The 16,291-nt window shown below is 73.1% G+C and carries 11 protein-coding genes; 6 read left to right on the top strand and 5 right to left on the bottom strand.

The features are described from left to right. Positions 1–8 precede the first annotated feature (8 nt). Together ORV05_RS10205 and ORV05_RS10200 are read right to left on the bottom strand one after the other, a co-directional pair. Positions 9–2,258 (bottom strand): serine/threonine-protein kinase, encoded by a 2,250-nt coding sequence (locus ORV05_RS10205; protein WP_268758206.1) that lies wholly within the window; start codon positions 2,256–2,258, stop codon positions 9–11. Continuing rightward, on the bottom strand, positions 2,255–3,958 hold the full coding sequence (locus ORV05_RS10200; protein ID WP_268758205.1) for a S1 family peptidase: 1,704 nt from the start codon (positions 3,956–3,958) through the stop codon (positions 2,255–2,257). Before ORV05_RS10200 ends, ORV05_RS10205 begins: the two co-directional genes overlap by 4 nt. 413 nt (positions 3,959–4,371) lie before the next feature. Here ORV05_RS10200 and ORV05_RS10195 point away from each other — a divergent pair, with 413 nt between their 5' ends. From ORV05_RS10195 to ORV05_RS10180, 4 genes are read left to right on the top strand one after another with little or no spacing between them, the layout of a single operon-like run. Beyond that, a complete protein-coding gene (locus ORV05_RS10195; RefSeq protein ID WP_268759751.1) occupies positions 4,372–6,525 on the top strand; it encodes a fibronectin type III domain-containing protein in 2,154 nt (717 codons plus the stop codon). Then, entirely contained in the window at positions 6,497–7,450 is a 954-nt protein-coding gene (locus ORV05_RS10190) for an AAA family ATPase (protein WP_268758204.1), read from the top strand. The genes ORV05_RS10195 and ORV05_RS10190 overlap by 29 nt, the downstream gene beginning before the upstream one ends. A gap of 2 nt (positions 7,451–7,452) precedes the next feature. Beyond that, positions 7,453–8,577 carry a DUF58 domain-containing protein gene (locus tag ORV05_RS10185; protein ID WP_268758203.1) on the top strand — a complete coding sequence of 375 codons (1,125 nt, stop codon included), beginning with the start codon at positions 7,453–7,455 and terminating at the stop codon, positions 8,575–8,577. Beyond that, positions 8,574–10,769 (top strand): transglutaminase family protein, encoded by a 2,196-nt coding sequence (locus tag ORV05_RS10180; RefSeq protein ID WP_268758202.1) that lies wholly within the window; start codon positions 8,574–8,576, stop codon positions 10,767–10,769. Before ORV05_RS10185 ends, ORV05_RS10180 begins: the two co-directional genes overlap by 4 nt. Before the next feature lie 73 nt (positions 10,770–10,842). Here ORV05_RS10180 and ORV05_RS10175 read toward each other — a convergent pair whose 3' ends face one another. Further along, positions 10,843–12,312 carry a serine/threonine protein kinase gene (locus ORV05_RS10175; protein WP_268758201.1) on the bottom strand — a complete coding sequence of 490 codons (1,470 nt, stop codon included), beginning with the start codon at positions 12,310–12,312 and terminating at the stop codon, positions 10,843–10,845. Between the two features lie 153 nt (positions 12,313–12,465). Here ORV05_RS10175 and ORV05_RS10170 point away from each other — a divergent pair, with 153 nt between their 5' ends. Next, positions 12,466–12,891, top strand: a complete 426-nt coding sequence (locus ORV05_RS10170; RefSeq protein WP_268758200.1) for a hypothetical protein — start codon at positions 12,466–12,468, stop codon at positions 12,889–12,891. On the opposite strand, the gene ORV05_RS10165 is transcribed toward ORV05_RS10170, so the two are convergent. Together ORV05_RS10165 and ORV05_RS10160 are read right to left on the bottom strand one after the other, a co-directional pair. Further along, entirely contained in the window at positions 12,878–14,131 is a 1,254-nt protein-coding gene (locus ORV05_RS10165; RefSeq protein ID WP_268758199.1) for a sensor histidine kinase, read from the bottom strand. The genes ORV05_RS10170 and ORV05_RS10165 overlap by 14 nt on opposite strands. Next, positions 14,128–14,814 (bottom strand): response regulator transcription factor, encoded by a 687-nt coding sequence (locus ORV05_RS10160; RefSeq protein ID WP_268758198.1) that lies wholly within the window; start codon positions 14,812–14,814, stop codon positions 14,128–14,130. Before ORV05_RS10160 ends, ORV05_RS10165 begins: the two co-directional genes overlap by 4 nt. 34 nt (positions 14,815–14,848) lie before the next feature. On the opposite strand from ORV05_RS10160, the gene ORV05_RS10155 reads away from it, so the two are divergent. Further along, complete coding sequence (locus ORV05_RS10155; protein WP_268758197.1) at positions 14,849–16,249, top strand: BTAD domain-containing putative transcriptional regulator; 1,401 nt, start codon at positions 14,849–14,851, stop codon at positions 16,247–16,249. The last annotated feature ends 42 nt before the right edge of the window (positions 16,250–16,291 follow it).

Genomic DNA, 16,291 nt, shown 5'->3' with positions numbered 1-16,291 from the left:
GTGGGCGATCACCACCGGCTCCTCGGGCGGACAGTGTTGGCGAGGTCGATCAACGTGTCGTGCTCGTCGTCGTCGGTGGCCTGCGCGGCCAGCTCCCGCAGCGAGTCCTCCAGCAGCAGCCGCAGCCCGGGTCCGGTGACCCGGCTGCCGAGGATCTCGCCCTCGGGCAGTTCCGGCGATCCGTCCGCCAGCAGGCCGAGTGCCGCCTGACGGACCAGGGTGACCAGCCGGGCCCGTCCCGCGCGGTCGTGGCCCGGCACGGCGAGCCGCCGCACCGCGTCCTCGAGGTCCGCCGCGCCTGGCCCGGCCTCGCCGATCCGCCCGGCGCGCAACCGGATCGCGGCGGTCCGGGCCGCGTCGTAGTGCTTCGACGCCGGTCCCACCGAGTCCACTACGGACACCGCGGCGTCCCGATCCGGCGAGGGACCGGCCAGGTGGGTCCGCGCCAGCCCGAAGGCGGCGCTGGCCTCCGTCCGGTCGGTCCGCCACACGACGGCGTAGTGCGCGGCGGCCGGGGAAGGGCGGTCCCGCACCTCGGCGCAGTAGCCGAGCGCGAGCCTCGGCACCAGTTCGCCGGGCAGGATCCGCCGGACCTCCTCGAAAGCGGCCGCGGCCTCGTCGCTCTTTCTCCGGTACAGCGCCAGCAGGGCGGTATGCCAGTGGATCCGCCAGTCTTCGGCCGGTTCCTGTGCGGCTTCCCGTCGCCGCCGTTCCTCCAAGGCCAGGTCCCCGGCCTCCTCCAGCGCCGTTGCCGCCGCCGCGAACTCCTGCGCCTCCCCGGCCTGCCAGGCCAGCGCCAGGTGGACCCGGCACCGGACGAGCCCGGCTTCGATCGAACGCCCGCGGAAACCGTCCAGCTCGGCGAGCAGGCGGCGCGGATCCCCGGTGGTGGCCGTGGCGAGGAAACCGGCCGCCGGATCGCGCGGATCCGGCAGGGGGGCGGGCAGTTCCAGCGCCACCCGGGGCGGCAGTGGCCTGCTGTCGGGGATCCGGTCGGTTTCCAGCGCCGTTTCGTCCGCCGGACCGGTCCACCGGGAAAGCGGCGGCGGCCGGTACAGCTCGGCATCGAGGAGTTCGACGGCGGGCGCGAACCGGCTCGACGGCTTCGGCGGCAGTTCCGTGCCGCGCAACGCGGCGATCTGCCTCAGGATGCCCTCGAACTGCTCCCGCATCTCCTCGGCGGAGGGGAACCTTCTGCGCCAGTCGGGCTCGGTGGCCCGGGTCAGCGCGAGTTCGAGTGACGCGAGCCCGGCCCGAAGAGCCCCCCGAGCGCCGGGCGGCCTGCCCTCCGGGCTGTTGACCAGCAGCTCCTTCAGCGTCACGCCCAGGGAGTAGAGGTCCATGTCGGGCCGCATGCCCCGGGACCTCCGCTCCGACTCGGGCACCGTGTACCGCTCGGTCACCCAGACGTCGCCGCGGTAGCCGCGCTCGCAGACCGCGCCGAGATCGATCAGCTTGATCCGCCGGTCCCGGTGGATCACGTTGCCGGGCTTGAGATCGCAGTAGACCAGGCCGCGGGCGTGCAGGTACGCGAGCGCGTCCAGGATCTGCAGCCCGTAGGTGACCACGTCCTCGACGGGCAGGGTGCGGCGGTTGAGTCGCGCCAGTTTCTTGATGTCCTGCAACGACTTCCCGCCGACGTACTCCATCACGATGTACCCGGCCGGCCGGTCCGCCTCGCTGCCGGGACCGATGACGAAGTCGTGGATGCGCACGATGTTCTCGTGGTCGAGCGCGATCAGGTGCTTGCGCTCGTTGACCGCGGCCTCGACCGTTTCCGGGTCGTTTTCGTTGATCAGCCCCTTGATCGCGACGTGGCGGCCGTCCAGATGGGTGTCCCTGCCCAGGTAGACCCAGCCGACCCCGCCGTGCGCGAGCGGGTCGACCACCTCGTAGTGCCCGAGCCGGTCACCCCGCCGCAGCCGCGGGACGAACGAAAACGGGGTTCCGCAGCGGGGGCAGAACCCGGAGGCGAGCGCGGGCCGCCCGAAGGTGCTGCGCCCGACCTCCGCCCGGCACCTGCCGCAGACCCGGTGCGGCTCCGGCACCTCCGGGTTCGTCCGCACCTGACTTTCCGGCGCCTTCACCCCGATCGGCGGCAGCTCCCCGAATCCGGTGTCCGCGCGGTCGCCGTCCGTCCACCCGGGATCGGGTTCGGCAGCGGATTCGGCGGGTTCGGCGGGTTGCAGCCCGCACACGTCGCAGAAGCCCGTGTCATCGATGGTCCCGGGGCATCCCGGCCGACGGCAGCGCGTCACGGTCGTGCTCCGGTCTCGTCCGGTCGCGCGATCCCCAGCCCGCGGCGAAGGGCCTCCACGTAGGCGTCGACCGCGTCCTGGGCGACGGCCAGATCGCAGGGACCGCGCCACAGTTCCCGGCGGGCCCGGTCGTAGAGCCGTGCCAGTCCGGGGTCTTCGGCGAGCTCGCCGGCCGCTCTCGCCTTGTTGGCCTCCAACACCCTGCGCAGCTCGTCCCGCCTGGCGAGCGAGGCCTCCAATTCCTTCAGCACCTTCCTGGCGTCGTGCAGCGCCGCCGACACGTCGCGTTCGGCGTTGACGAGGGCACCTTCGTCCAGACCGCCCGCGCGCAGGGTCAGTTCCAGGACCCGCAGTTCTGCCGAGCGGCTGGGCGGTTCGGGAACACCCGCGATTCTGGGACCGACGCGGGCGTAGCACCGCCACGCCCGCCGTTCGACCGCGTCGAGTTCGGCGACCACCGCGTGCAACCGGACGAGGCGCCGCCGGGTGGAGACGCCGACGCAGACCACTTCGCCGGTGTGTTCCGGCAGCAGTTCCCCGCCGGAACCCAGCACCAGCCTGCCGCCGCGGCCGGGTGCGCGCTCGGCCAGCGGGCCGAGCAGGTCGTGCGCCAGGGAATCCGGCGTGGCCGCCTCGTCGGCGGAGTCGATCACCAGCGACATCGAGGCGGCCGCGGCCACCACGCCGGGCACGGACTCCCGGTCACCGGCCCCGGCATCGATCCCGATGCGCTCCGCGATCTTCCGCGCGACCTCGGCGGTGGTCCGGCCCGTCGCGTCCAGCGCGAGATCGACACTGCGCAGCGGCAGCATCAGCTCCGGCGGCACCACCGCGACCTCTTCGGCGGGCAACCGCCTGCGGGACACCGGATCCGCCAGTGCGACGATGGCGGCCAGCACGCCCACCCGCTCCGCCTTGGGCCCGACGAGGTTCGCCACGACGCCCCGTTCCGCCGGGCGCAGCCAGTCGGCCACGACGTGCGAAGCCCGGACCATGCCCTCGTTCGCGCCGCCCCGGCGCCCACCGCCGCTCACCTCGGCCAGGCGGCTCTGGGCCGAGATGAGGAAGACCGGGTCGGTCGCCGCTTCACCGGCCACCAGCCGCGCCACCGGAGCCAGGTAACCGGCGATCGTGTCCACCGGGATCAGCCAGGCGCAGTCCGGATCGGTCCGGCTCGATGCCGCCACCAGGACGCCGACCACCTGGCCGGTCCGCTCGTCCACCACCCCGGCCCCGCTGAACCCGCGGCGCACCCTCGGCCCCGCGCCGCGCGGATCGACCTGCACCCACTCGTCGTGGGGCCCGCTCGGGCCCGCCGGGCAGAGCCGGGCCCACACCGCGGTGAAACTGCTTCCGCCGGGATAGCCCTGCACTTTGAGGTCGCGGTCGCGCAGGGCGATGTCGAGCAGGGGCGCCGGGCGGGCGCCCGGCACGACATCCTTCAGTTCCAGCAGGGCGAGGTCGCCGGATTCGTCCCCGCGCCGCGGAATCCACCCGTCTTCGGCCACCCCGGCCAGGCCGGGCGGGCAGTGGGGCATACCGACGAACTCGATGCCGATTTCCGGCCCGGGTTCTTCCTCGTCGTCACCGGCGAGAACATGCGCGCAGGTCAGAACGTACCGGTCCGACAGCAGTACCCCTGCCCCCACCAGTGCGCCCGAGTGGCCCACGATGCCCACTCGCCAGGGATAATCTCCCACGCCCCGATGCTAACCGCTCGATCACCGCGTTGTTGACCTTTTTTCGCACACATTTCCCTTTCGTTTCTTCCGGCCGCTTCCCCAGGTACTTGACAAACGCCGCCCCGATTTTCTTGGCAGATTGTTCAATGAGCAAAGGGCGGAATGGGCCGTTCGGCCGTTCGGCGGCACCGGTACACGGACTCGCTCGCGCGCCAGGGTCGTGCCAGGATCGGTCACGCGGACCTCCCCGGATCCGGGAAAGGGCTTTCCCGCGGGATGACACGGCCCCGTTCATCGATATTTCATCGCCCGCCGCTAGCGTCACCGTTCGTGTACGCAACGCTGTGGCGCCCCGGCGTGCCCATCGGGCACGGCCCGGTTCCGGGATGTATCACCGCTGTATCACCCGTGTCTAGGGTCGCCGGGTGACCATGGACACCACCAGCCCGAAATCCCCCGCGCGGCGCCGGATCTTCGCGGCGCTGCGGAGCCGCGCCGCGGTCGTCGTTCTGGTCGTCGGCTGCCTTGGCACGCTCGGCGTCGCGGTGACCGGCCAGGCACCGCTGCCCACCGGCCTGCAGTTCATCCAGGTCGGCCACTGGGTCTACAACACCGCGTCCCAGGCGGCGGTCCACGTCGACGGTTCGACCGGACAGGTGGACGGGCGGGCGAGCGTGCCCGGTGCCGAACAGGGCAGCCCCGTCGCCCAGGGAGCGCGCTCCGGATACGTGGTCGAACGGTCGCGGATCACCGAGTTCAGCAAGTCGACGCTCACGGTGGAAAGCAGCCGCACTGCCCCGGCCCCCGAGGAACCAGTGGTGCTGGAGATCGCGGACGGCCCGTACCTGGTCTACCGCAACGCGGGCCAGGTCGTGCGCCTCGGCGACCCGGCCGCGACGGTCCCGGCGGGAGGGCCGCTGTCCGCACCGGTGGCGACCTCCGACGGCACCGTCTGGCTCCACCGGATCGACGACGGTTCGCTCTGCCAGCTGCCGCGCGGCGCCGCCCTGCTGGCCTGCCCGGCCCGGCTGCCGCAAGGCCACGACGGGGCGCTGACCGTCGTCGACGACCGTCCGGTGGCCGTCGACCTCAGGGCCGGTCTCCTGAACCCGGTCGGCAAGGACGGGCTCGGTGATCCGGCCGACCTCGGCATCAACCTGCCGTCCACGGCCCAGATCGCGGGCAACTCCGTCGACGGGCGCCTTGCCGTCGTCGACCCCGATCGCGGCCAGCTGCAGCTGATCGACGCCGCCGGGCTGCTCAAGGGCGGACCGGTGGCCCCTCCCGTCACGGTCGATCTGCCCAAGGACGGGAAGTTCACCGCACCGCTCGCCACCTCGCACACGGTCGTGCTGGTCGACGAGGCCCACCACAACGTGCTCAGCTACGACGGCAGGGGCTCGCTGAAGGGCGTGAAGAACGTGCCCGGCCAGGACGGCAAGGTCCGGCCCGCGCTCGGGCAGGACGGCCGGATCTACGTGGACAGCCCGGACGGCTCGCACGTCCTGGTCGTCGACGGCAAGGACGGCTCGGCCGACGACGTGAACGTCGACGAGCAGACGCGCAACCACACCACCGGAACCACCGAAGCGAACCCGCCCGCCGCCACGGAACCGGCCGGTCCGGCGGACCCGGCACCCCCGGCGGCGCCGCCCGCCAAGCCCACCCAGCCCGTCGCCGCCGCGAGCCCGCCCGGCGCGCCGAGGAACGTCAGCGCGGTGGCGGGCGACGGCTCGGCCAGGGTGAGCTGGACCGCGCCCGCCGCCAACGGCGCGAAGATCCTGCGGTACCGGCTGTCCTGGCCGGGCGGCTCGACGACCGTCGACGGGTCGCGGACGAGCACCACGGTGACCGGGCTGGTCAACGGCAAGTCCTACGTGATCACCGTGGCCGCGGAGAACTCGGCGGGCCGCGGGGCGGCGGTCAGCGCCGGCGCGGTGGTGCCGGGACACGCGGCGGATGCGCCGAGGGTCACCGCGACCGCGGGCTCCGGCGGGGTTTCGGTCAGCTGGACCACCCCGAACCTCTACGGGGCCACCCTGGACCACTACGTGGTGAGCGCCTCGGGCCAGGGCGACCGCTCGGTGACCGGCACGACCACGTCCTACCAGGGGCTGACCGGAGCGGTCACCGTCACGGTCCGCGCGGTCACCCGCTACGGCGGGGCCGGTTCGGCGGTGCTCACCGGAAGCCCCGGCTCGGCGAAGGTCGCCGTGGCGACGGGACCGCCCACCGTGAAGATCACCAGTGTGCGCAGCACGAACGCCCTGCTCGTGAACGTCAACGCCGACGGCAAGGGCGGCGCCGCGACCTGCCAGGCGAGCTTCATGGGAGTCACGTCCCCCTGGACGCCCTGTTCCGGTCCCACCCAGCTGACCATCTCGAACGTCCTGTGGGCCGGTGCCATCACGATCAAGGTCACGATCAAGAATTCGGCAGGCAGCGGCACGGACAGCTGGACGGGCACTCCGCAGGTGACCACCGGGGGCTTCGTGTTCTGGTTCTTCCCGGCCCTGCTGGGCCGCAAAAAGCGGCGAAACGCAAGAAAGGTACGTCGTGACTCCCACGCCCAAAGCGGCTTATGACCTCATCGCCGACAACGTGCAGACGGTGCTGCGCGGCCATCCGGACACCGTCCGGCTGGCCGTGGCCGCCCTGTTCGCCGAGGGCCACCTGCTGATCGAGGATGTGCCGGGAGTCGGGAAGACGACGCTGGCACGGTGCATCGCGGCCAGCATCGGGGGCCGCTGGAACCGGATCCAGTTCACCCCGGACCTCCTGCCCGGCGACATCACCGGCGTGATGGTCTACCACCAGAACGCCGAGCAGTTCCAGTTCCACCCCGGCGGGATCTTCGCCAACGTGGTGCTGGCCGACGAAATCAACCGGGGGACGCCGAAGACCCAGGCCGCCCTGCTCGAAGTGATGGCGGAGCGCCGGGTGACCGTCGACTCGGTCAGCCAGGAGGTGCCGCGGCCGTTCCTGGTGGTGGCCACCCAGAACCCGATCGAGATGGAGGGCACCTACCGCCTGCCCGAGGCCCAGCTGGACCGGTTCCTGATGCGCCTGTCGATCGGCTATCCGCAACACGACGCCGAGGTGCTGGTGGTGCTGGGCGACTGCGCCGGGATCAGCCCGGACGAGGTGCGGCCGGTGCTCGGCATCGACGACGTGCAGCAGGTGATCGCCCAGGTCCGCCGGTCCCATCTGGCGCCGGAAATCGTCTCCTACGCGGTCCGGCTGGCCGCGGCCAGCCGGACCCATCCGGCCATCCGGTACGGCGCCAGCCCGCGCGGCAGCATCGCGCTGATCCGCGCGGCACAGGCCCTCGCCGCGACCCACGGCCGCGACTTCGTGACCCCGGACGACGTGAAGGACGTGGCGCACCCGGTGCTCGGCCACCGCCTCGTGCTCACCCCCGAGGCGGAGCTCAACCAGCGGAACACCCGGGAAGTGGTGGACGAACTGCTGGCCGACACCGCCGCGCCTACTGTCGCGATCGGACGGTAGCGGTGCGGCTGACCCGCCGCGGCTTCGCCGTTCTCGCCGGGGCCGCCTGCTGTTACCTCCTGGGCGAGCTGGCCGGATACACCCTGTTCCGCGCGATCGCCGGGATCGCGGTGGGGGCCGTGGCCGCGGCGGTGGCCCTCACCCGGTTCCGGCCGAAGGTCGAGGTCACCCGGTCCGTCTACCCGGACCGGATCGAACGGGGCCGTCCCGCGCTGGCGACCCTGGTCGTCCGCAACGGGACCGGGCGGCGGCACGGCGGCTTCGCCGCCGGAGACCGCGTCGGCTCCGAAGTGCACGAGGTCGCGGTCCGCCCGCTCGCTCCCGGTGCCGCGGCCACCTACCACTACGAGCTTCCGACCGCCTCGCGCGGCAGGCTCCAGGTGGGACCGCTGGTGCTGAACCGGTCCGACCCCTTCGGCCTCGCCCGGGGCGAGGCGAGGGTGGGCAGCACCGCGTACCTGTGGTCGTATCCCCGGCTCCACCCGGTTCATCCGGCGCGGGAGGGGCATCCCCGCCACCACCACGACGGGCCGATCACCGACCCGCCCCTGCGCGGTTCGGTGGACCTACTCGCGGTCCGGGAGTACGTGATCGGCGACGAAGTCCGCTACCTGCACTGGAAGGCCACCGCGCGGACCGGACGGCTCATGGTGCGCGAATACGCCGATCCGGCCCAGCCGCGCTTCACCGTGGTACTGGACACCAGGCCCGCCGCGCTGAGCGCGGAGGAGTTCGAGGAGGCCGTCGAGGTGGCGGCCTCGCTGCTGTACGCCGCGGCGTCGGAGGGACAGTACTGCCGTCTGATCACCTCCAGCGGCACCAGCACCCCGGTCGACAGCGGCCTGCGGGTGGCCAGGGTGCTGCTGGACGAGTTGTGCCTGGTGTCCCGGAACGCCGCGGAGGACGCGCCGCTCGTCCCCGCTTCGCTGATCACCGGGGCGCGGCCGGGCGGCTGCCTGGTCGTGGTCACCGGCCGGGACACCGAACTCGGCACGGCGAGCCGATGGCGGCCGGACACGGTGATCCGGCTCGGCGGCACGCGGGCGCCCTCCGGGAGCGCCGGGGTGATCACCGCAGGGGACGCGGCCGAGGCCGTGGCGAAATGGAATGCCGTGGGGGTCCGGTGAACGAGCACATGTCCCGTCCTGTCGCGGCCGGCCGCGCCGGCGTCGCCGGGCTGCTCGGCGCCACGGTGGTGTCCGGGCTGCTGTTCACACCGGTGTTCGGCCTGGCCGCACTGGTGATCCCGCTGCTCGTGGTCGCACTCCTCGGCTACGGCTGTTACGAGTTGTGCGCACGACGCACGGCGTTGGTGCCGTGGCGGCCGATCCTCGTGCTCGTGACCGGTCTGCTCGGGCTGATCGAATCCGTGCTGTTCGCGACCACCACCGGCGGACTGCCCACCGCGGCCACGATGGGCAGCCTCGGCCGCGGGCTGACGCGGGGCTGGCTGCTCACCCTGCAGTCGACCCTGCCCGCCCGGCCGGACGCCGAGCAGGTGCTGTTCGTCCCGCTGGCGGTGCTGCTGGCCGTGGCGCTCGGCCTGGAAATCCTCCTCCGGTTGCGGAAACCGCTCCCGGCGCTGCTGCCGAGCCTGGCCGTGGCCGGGCTCGCCCAGGCGTACCAGGCCCTCACCGGGCTCACCGCGATGCTGGCCGCGCTGGCCTACCTGGCCCCGGCCGGGCTGCTGCTGTGGGCGGGCCGCGCCGCCCGGCCCACCACCCGGTCCACCCGGTCCACCCGGCCCGGCGCGGTCCGGCCGCCGTCGTGGGCGGGCGTCGTGCTGGCCCTGCCCACCGTGATCGGGGTTCTCGCCGGAGCCGTCGCCCTCGGCGGCCTCGATCCGGCGAGCCGCGAGCCGTACCGCCTCGCCGACGGCCACCCGGCACCCCCGCCGCCCGGCGGGCTCACCAACCCGCTCGACGAGATCGCGTCGCGGTTGGCCGATCCCGGCCAGGAGGTGTTCCGCTACCGCAGCGACGCGGACGTCGGCCGGTGGCGGCTGGTGGTGCTGGACGACTTCGACGGAGCCACCTGGTCGGCCGACACCCGGTTGCAGCGCATGGGCACCCGCCTCGCCGCGGTACCGGGCTCCACTGTGGACAGTGCCGAGGTCCGGTTGCGGGACTCCTCCGGCCCCTGGCTGCCGAGCCAGCCGAACCCGGTGAGCGTGGACGGCGCGGCTCCGCTGGTGGACCAGTCCGCGGGCACCCTGCTCAGCACGGCGGGGGGCGGGGAAACGCGGTACACGCTGACCTGGTCGGCGCCGGAAGCCGAGGCCGGACGCCTCGGCGCCGCCGAGGTGGACACGCGGCTGGCGGGCGGGCTGGGCGGGCTTGGCGCGGTGCCCGACGAGATCAGCCAGCTGGCGCACGACGCGGTGCGCGGGCTGCGGCCGACCTTCCAGACCGCCCTTCAGCTCGAACGCTTCCTCGGCGAGAACTACCGGGTCGCCGTCGGCGACACCCTGCCGACCGGCAACGGCTGGCCGCAACTGCGGCGCTTCCTCACCGAAACCAAGCGCGGCACCAGCGAGCAGTTCGCCGCCGCGTACGTGGTCCTGGCCCGGATAGCGGGAATCCCGGCGCGGCTGGTGGTCGGCTACCAGGGGTCCACCGAAACCGAAGGCGGTTTCCACGTGGTGCGCAACCGGGATGTGCTGGCGTGGCCCGAAGTGGCGGTCGCCGGGGTCGGCTGGGTCCCGCTCGATCCGACGGCGACGGCGGGGCGCGCCGAGAGGCCGCAGTCCGGTCTGGACAAGGCGGCCACCCAGGCACGCCACCAGTTGCCGCCCGAGAACCAACTGCTCCCGCCGCAACTGCCGCCGGGTCAGCAGGAGGAGGCCGGCGACGCGTCGAACGGCGGCGGCTCGCACCCGTGGTGGGCGATGACCGCGGCCGTGCCCGCGGCGCTGGTCTGCTGGCTGGGCGGGGTGCCGCTGGCGAAGGCCGTCCGCGCCCGCCGCCGACGGCGCCGCCACGGTGCCGATGGCGTCCTCGGCGCGTGGGCGGAGGCGCGAGACCGGCTGTGCGCGCACAACGTGCCCTACCGGATCGGGATGACCCCGCGAGACCTGGCGGAGTCGGCGGGTTCGGTGCTCGGCGAACGGGCCAGGGAACCGATGGCCCGGCTGGCCGGGGTGCTGGACATCGCGCTGTGGTCGGGTGCCGCGGTGTCCGACGGCGCCGTCGCCGGTGCCTGGACCGAGGTCCGCGAACTGCGCCGGGGCCTGGCCACCCGCCCGGTGCCCGCCCGGCTGCGCGCCGCGCTGGAGCCGCGCACCCTGCTCCCCCGGCCGGGCCGCCCCACCTCGCCGTAACCGTTGGTGGCCTTGAAGGGTGTCCCTCCCGGTCAAAGGCATCCGCGGCCCCGCTATGGGCTTGGGGCGGGGGTCAGCGGGTGCAGTGGGCGCCGCGGAGGGGGGCCGGGTCGCTGGTGTAGATGTGCGTGCCGTCGGTCGCGCGGATCTGGAAGCAGTACTTGCGGGCCGGGTCGACCGGGACCGACGCGGTGTGCTGGCGGTTGACCACCTGGACCGTCGTGCCGATCCGTTCACCCGCGACGACCACCGCGAAGTCCAGTTCGCCGTCGGCACTCCAGTTCAGCTGGACCGTGGTGCCCAGATCGACGGGCGGGGCCAGGACGAGATTCACCTTCGGCGCCGGGTCGGCCGAGGACGGCGGCTGCGCGGGCGGGGCGGAGTTCACCGCCGCCGGGGCAGCGGGCTGCCGGGACGGCGCGTTCAGCGCGATGATCACCGGCACCGCGGTCAGCCCCACGACCGCCACCCCGAGGCCCACCAGGATGGCGAGCCGCCGCCCGATCCGCGACCGCCTTTCGGGCTGCGAAGGCGCCGAGCCGTCGAAGGTGCGGACCAGCGTTCGCCCACCCCCGCTCGCAACGCCGGACGGCACGGGCACCGCGGAAACAGCGGACGGCACAGCAGGCGGCACAGGCAGCACAGGCGGTCCAGCAGGCGGGACCGGTGCCGGGAAGACCACGGGAGCGGGCGGTACGGCGGCGGCGAAGTCGTCGAACTCGACCGCGGGCTGCCCCGCCGCCGTCCGGTACAGCCGCTCGAACGACTCCGCGACACCCGCCGCGTCCCGTGGCCGGTCCGCCGGATCCTTGGCCAGCAGGCGGCAGAGCACTTCGGACAGTTCGGCCGGGACCCCGGCCGCGGTGATCGGGGCCACCGGCTCGCGCAGCACCCGCAGGATCCGGTCGCCGGTCCGCTGCCCGGCGACGTGGGGGAACGGCGGTGCGCCCGTCAACGCGGCGTACAGCACGGCACCCAGCCCGTACAGATCGGACGCCGCGGACAGGGTGTCGTCACGCAGCGTCTCCGGGGCCGCGTACTCCACGGCCAACTTCGGGTCCCGGGGGAACCGCCGCCGCAGGGCCGTCCCGAAGTCGGCGAGAACCGGTTCGCCGGACAGGCGGTACAGCACGTTGTGCGGAGTGACGCCGCCGTGCACCACGCCCACCGCCTGTGCCGACGCGAGCGCGGTGGCGATCGTCCATCCGACGGCGAGGACGTCGGGCACGGAAAGTGGCGTGCCGCCCTGGCCGCCCTGCGCGAGCAGCCCGGCCAGCGAACCCCGGCACAGCTCCATCCACACGCCCGAGCGTCCGTCCAGATCGGCCACCCCGTCGATGGGCAGGATCGCGCGCTCGGCCCGCACGGTGTCGAGCGCCTTGCGCTCGCGGTCCAGCGCCGCCGCGGTGGCGCGGTCGAAACCGGCGGGGAACACCTTGACCGCGACCTCGGCACCGGCCACCCGCCCCACGTGGACCCTGGCGACCGGTCCCTCGGCGAGCAGCCTCACCCCGGTCACGGCACCGCCGCCCTCAATGCTCATGCGCCCATTCTTCTCCGATCACGGCCCGCCGGTGACCATTACCGCGCAGAGGGCAGATCCTGCCTCACCCCGAAAGCGCTTACCGGAACAAACCGGAAAGCAGGCCGCGGGGATCGGCGCCGACCCGACGACGCCGATCCCTAGGCTGAGGGGGTGTTCGGCAAACGATCGTTGTGGCCCTACCTGGCCGGCGCCGCCGCGGTACTGGCGGTGGTGGTCTTCGCGCTGGTCCGGCTCGGGGAACCGGACCTGGTGCCGGTCCCGCCCGCGAGCACGTCCGGGGTGACCATCGCCGGGCAGCTCAGCCTGACCCAGACGGGGCCGGACGTCTCGGCACACCTCACCGTCAGCGCGGACCGGGCGGTGACACTGCGGGGGCTGACGGTCAAGGTGCGCGACCGGACGGGCGCCTTCCACGATTTCCCGGAACTGGCGAACATCGAGTTGACCACCGTGCCCAGGGAACTCGTGCTCAACGGCCACCTTTCGCCGCCCGGCGAGTACACCTACTACCTGGCCTACCGGCTCGGCGGGGACTGGGTCAGCCTGCCGCCGTGGCAGAGCATCACGATCCGCTGACCGGCAGCCGTAGCTCGAAGATCGCGCCGCCTTCGTCGGCGTTGTACACCGACAGCGTGCCGCCGTGGGCCTGCGCCACCCAGCGCACGATGGACAGGCCCAGTCCCGACGACCCGCCGGTGCTGCTGAAGCGGTCGAAGGCGTCGGTCGCGGCTTCGGCGTCGATGCCCGGACCGTGGTCGGCGACCGTCACGGTGCCACCGGCCACGGTGATGTGCACGATCGCCTCCTCCCCCGGCTTCCGCCCGTACCGCACCGCGTTGTCCAGCAGGTTGCCGATGGCGCGCTGCACCAGCGTCGGGTCGACGTCCACTTTGGTCGGTGCCGCGGTGACGGTGACCTGGGCGCCCCCGGTCTGGGCGTCCTCGACCAGGCCGGTCACCAGCTGGTCCAGCCAGACCGGCTGGATGGCCAGCTGCTCCACTCCGGCGGCCAGGCGCGCCCGGACGAGGAGGTCGTCGATGATGCTGCCCATCGTGGCGGCCAGCCGGACCGTGCGGGGCAGCAGGTCGGCCCGCTGGGTGGGGTTGTCCAGGGCCGCCTCGGCCAGCGCGCGCAGCGCGGCCACCGGGGCACGCAGATCGTGTGCCGTCTCGGCGAGCAGGATCTCCTGCTGCTGCAGTGCCGCCGCGGCGGGCCGGATCGAACGCCCGGACAGCACGTGGCCCGCGAAGCCGAGCGCGCTGATCAGCACCACGCATCCGCCGATCACCATGAGCACGAACTGCTCGTGGTGCTGCTGCTGGGGTCCCATGTCCGCGACCGCGACCACCGCCCCGATGCTCTTGCCGCCCCGGCTGACCAGCGGTATCGCGCGCACCCTGACCAGCTCGCCGTCGACACCCCGCTGGTAGCCGGGGACCATCCTGCCGCCCCGCACCGCCTCCGCGGCGAGCCCGTTGAGCACCCCGGTGTCCATCGGCACGCAGACGCGGCTGGACAGGTGCGCCTGGAAGGCGGGGGCGCCACCCGGCATGATCGCGAACTGGGGGCAGTCGCCGTTCAGCGGATCGGTGTTGACGAGGCTGAAACCGATGGCCCCGCCGTCGAAGTCGACGAGCCTGGAGACCGAGGAGGTGACGCGGTCCAGGTCGGCGTCGACCTTCGCGACGCCCTGCTCGCTGTCGCCCGCGACCACGATCCAGGCGAACACCACCAGCCCGATGGCGTTGGTCACGGTGAACAGGGCCGTCAGCACCCAGCGCAGCCTGCGCAGCCGGTCGGCGGAGGAGCCGTTCACGAGGCGCCGAGCCGGTAGCCGACGCCGCGCACGGTGTGGATCAACTCCGGTCCTCCCAGCTTGCGGCGCAGCCGTTTGACCACCGCCTCGACCACGTTGGCCATCGGGTCGGTCAGCTCGTCCCAGCAGTGCTCGATCAGATCCGCCCGCCCCACCGCCTGCTCCGGCCGGGTGAGGAGGTATTCCAGCACGGCGAACTCCTTGTTCGACAACGTGAGCAGCACCCCGGCCCGCCGCACCTCGCGGCGGGCGCAGTCCACGACGAGATCGCCGTGGCCCAGCACCGAGGGCCGCTCGATCCCCGACCGATGGCACAGGTTGAGTACCCGCTCGGTCAGCTCGGCCATGGCGAACGGTTTGACGAGGTAATCGTCGCCGCCGTGTTCGAACCCGGCGACCCTGTCGGCGAGGGCGTCACGCGCGGTCAGGAACAGCACGGGCACCTGCCAGCCCTGCTGGCGGCGGGTGTGGACGTAGCCGATGGCGTCGCCGTCGGGCAGCATCCGGTCGAACACCACGCAATCGTAGCGATCCGTGCGCAAGGCCTGGTCCGCGCTCGCGATGGCGCCCGTGGTCCGGACCTCGAGCCCGGCCCCCCGCAGCTGCGCGGCCACCGCGACCTGCACGTTCTCGTCGTCTTCGACGATCAGCACCCGGGCCCGCGCCGCTGTGTTCGCTGTCATCAAATCCTCATGTGTGCCGATGGAAAGTAAGCGCATGCAGTTTTCCGTACTCGGTCCGCTCCAGGTACGCCCGTCGCGCGACACGCGCGTCGAGCCGAGGGCCACCAAACCCGGCGCGCTGCTGGCCGTGTTGCTCCTGAACGCTAACGCGTGGGTCAGCGTGGATCAGCTGATCGGCGCAATCTGGCATGAACAGGCCGTCCCCGCCTCCGCCGTGCGCAATCTGCGCAGCTACGTCTGGCAGCTCCGCCGGAGCCTCGGCGAGCGGCTGGAGGGCGGGCCGTGCGGTTACCGGCTCCGGGTCTGTCCCGGCGAGCGGGACAGCGACCAGGTCGAAACGCTCGCCGAGTCCGCCCGCTCGGCGATGGCCGCCGGCGAGTACGAGACCGCGGCCGAACGGCTTTCCGTCGCGCTGGCCCTGTGGCGGGGCGAGCCGTTCGAAGGGCTCGCCTTCGAGGCCGCGACGGCGGCGGCGACCCGGCTGAACGAGCTGCGCCGCGAACTGAACCACCTGCTGGCCGACGCCTGTCTCGAACTGGGCCGGACCACCGAGGCGACGAGGCTGCTGCGCGAGCTGACCGAGCGGGAACCCTGGTGCGAAAGCAGCTGGGCGCGGCTCGTCCTCGCCCTGCACCGGGCCGGCCGGACGGACGAAGCGCTGGCCGCCTTCGAACGGATCCGGAAACTGCTGCTCGACGAGCTCGGCGTTGGGCCGGGCCCGGAACTGGCCGCGGCCCAACGAAAAGTCCTGCACGGGAGGGAAATCATGAGCACCACCAAACTCAGCCTGGTCGTGGGGGGCCGCCCGGCCCCGGCCCACGCCGAGATCGACACGCTCCTGGCGTCGGCACGCCACGAGGTGCTCATCATGAGCGACGGCCCGGGTTCCGGGCCGATCGACGCGCTGCGCCGCATCGCGCGGACGGGCCTGCGCCCGGGGGTGCGCTACCGGGTGCTGTGCCCCGACTCGGCACGCCTGTCCAGCGCGCTGCGCACCCTGTCGCTCGCCGGGGTGGACGTGCGCACCGACGCCGAGGTCCCCATGCAGGCACTGGTGATCGACCGGGGCTCCGCGCTGCTGCCCGCGGACCGCGAGAGCACCGGATACCAGGCGGGCGCGGCGGTTTTCCGGTTGCCCGGGGTGGTGACCGCGACGGTGGGGCTGTTCGAACGGATCTGGCAGGGCGCGGTGCCGCTGCTCCCCTCGGAACCGGCCGAGGCCGGGGACGGCGTGCTGACCCGCCGGGAGCGGGACCTGCTGGCCCTGCTGTGTTCGGGCAGCACGGACGAATCGGCCGCGGCCCGGCTGGGCATTTCGGTGCGCACGGTCCGGCGGATGGTCGCCGACATCATGAACCGGCTCGGGGCGCGCAGCCGGTTCCAGGCCGGGGTCAAGGCGGCCGACCGGGGCTGGCTGATGGACATGGCGGGCTGAAAACCCGTCGGGGAGCCGGAAAGTTCGCCCGTCGAGGACATG

Source organism: Amycolatopsis cynarae (assembly GCF_026802195.1).
In the GTDB taxonomy this organism is placed as follows: Bacteria; Actinomycetota; Actinomycetes; order Mycobacteriales; family Pseudonocardiaceae; genus Amycolatopsis_E; species Amycolatopsis_E rhizosphaerae.
Note: the sequence above shows the minus strand (reverse complement) of the source record. Positions and strands in the feature narration are given on the sequence as shown.

Excerpts from the sequence above, each read along its gene's own strand:
- ORV05_RS10195 (WP_268759751.1), top strand. The coding sequence starts at position 4,372 with ATGGACACCACCAGCCCGAAATCCCCCGCGCGGCGCCGGATCTTCGCG.
- ORV05_RS10175 (WP_268758201.1), bottom strand. The coding sequence starts at position 12,312 with ATGAGCATTGAGGGCGGCGGTGCCGTGACCGGGGTGAGGCTGCTCGCC.
- ORV05_RS10160 (WP_268758198.1), bottom strand. The coding sequence starts at position 14,814 with ATGACAGCGAACACAGCGGCGCGGGCCCGGGTGCTGATCGTCGAAGAC.
- ORV05_RS10155 (WP_268758197.1), top strand. The coding sequence starts at position 14,849 with ATGCAGTTTTCCGTACTCGGTCCGCTCCAGGTACGCCCGTCGCGCGAC.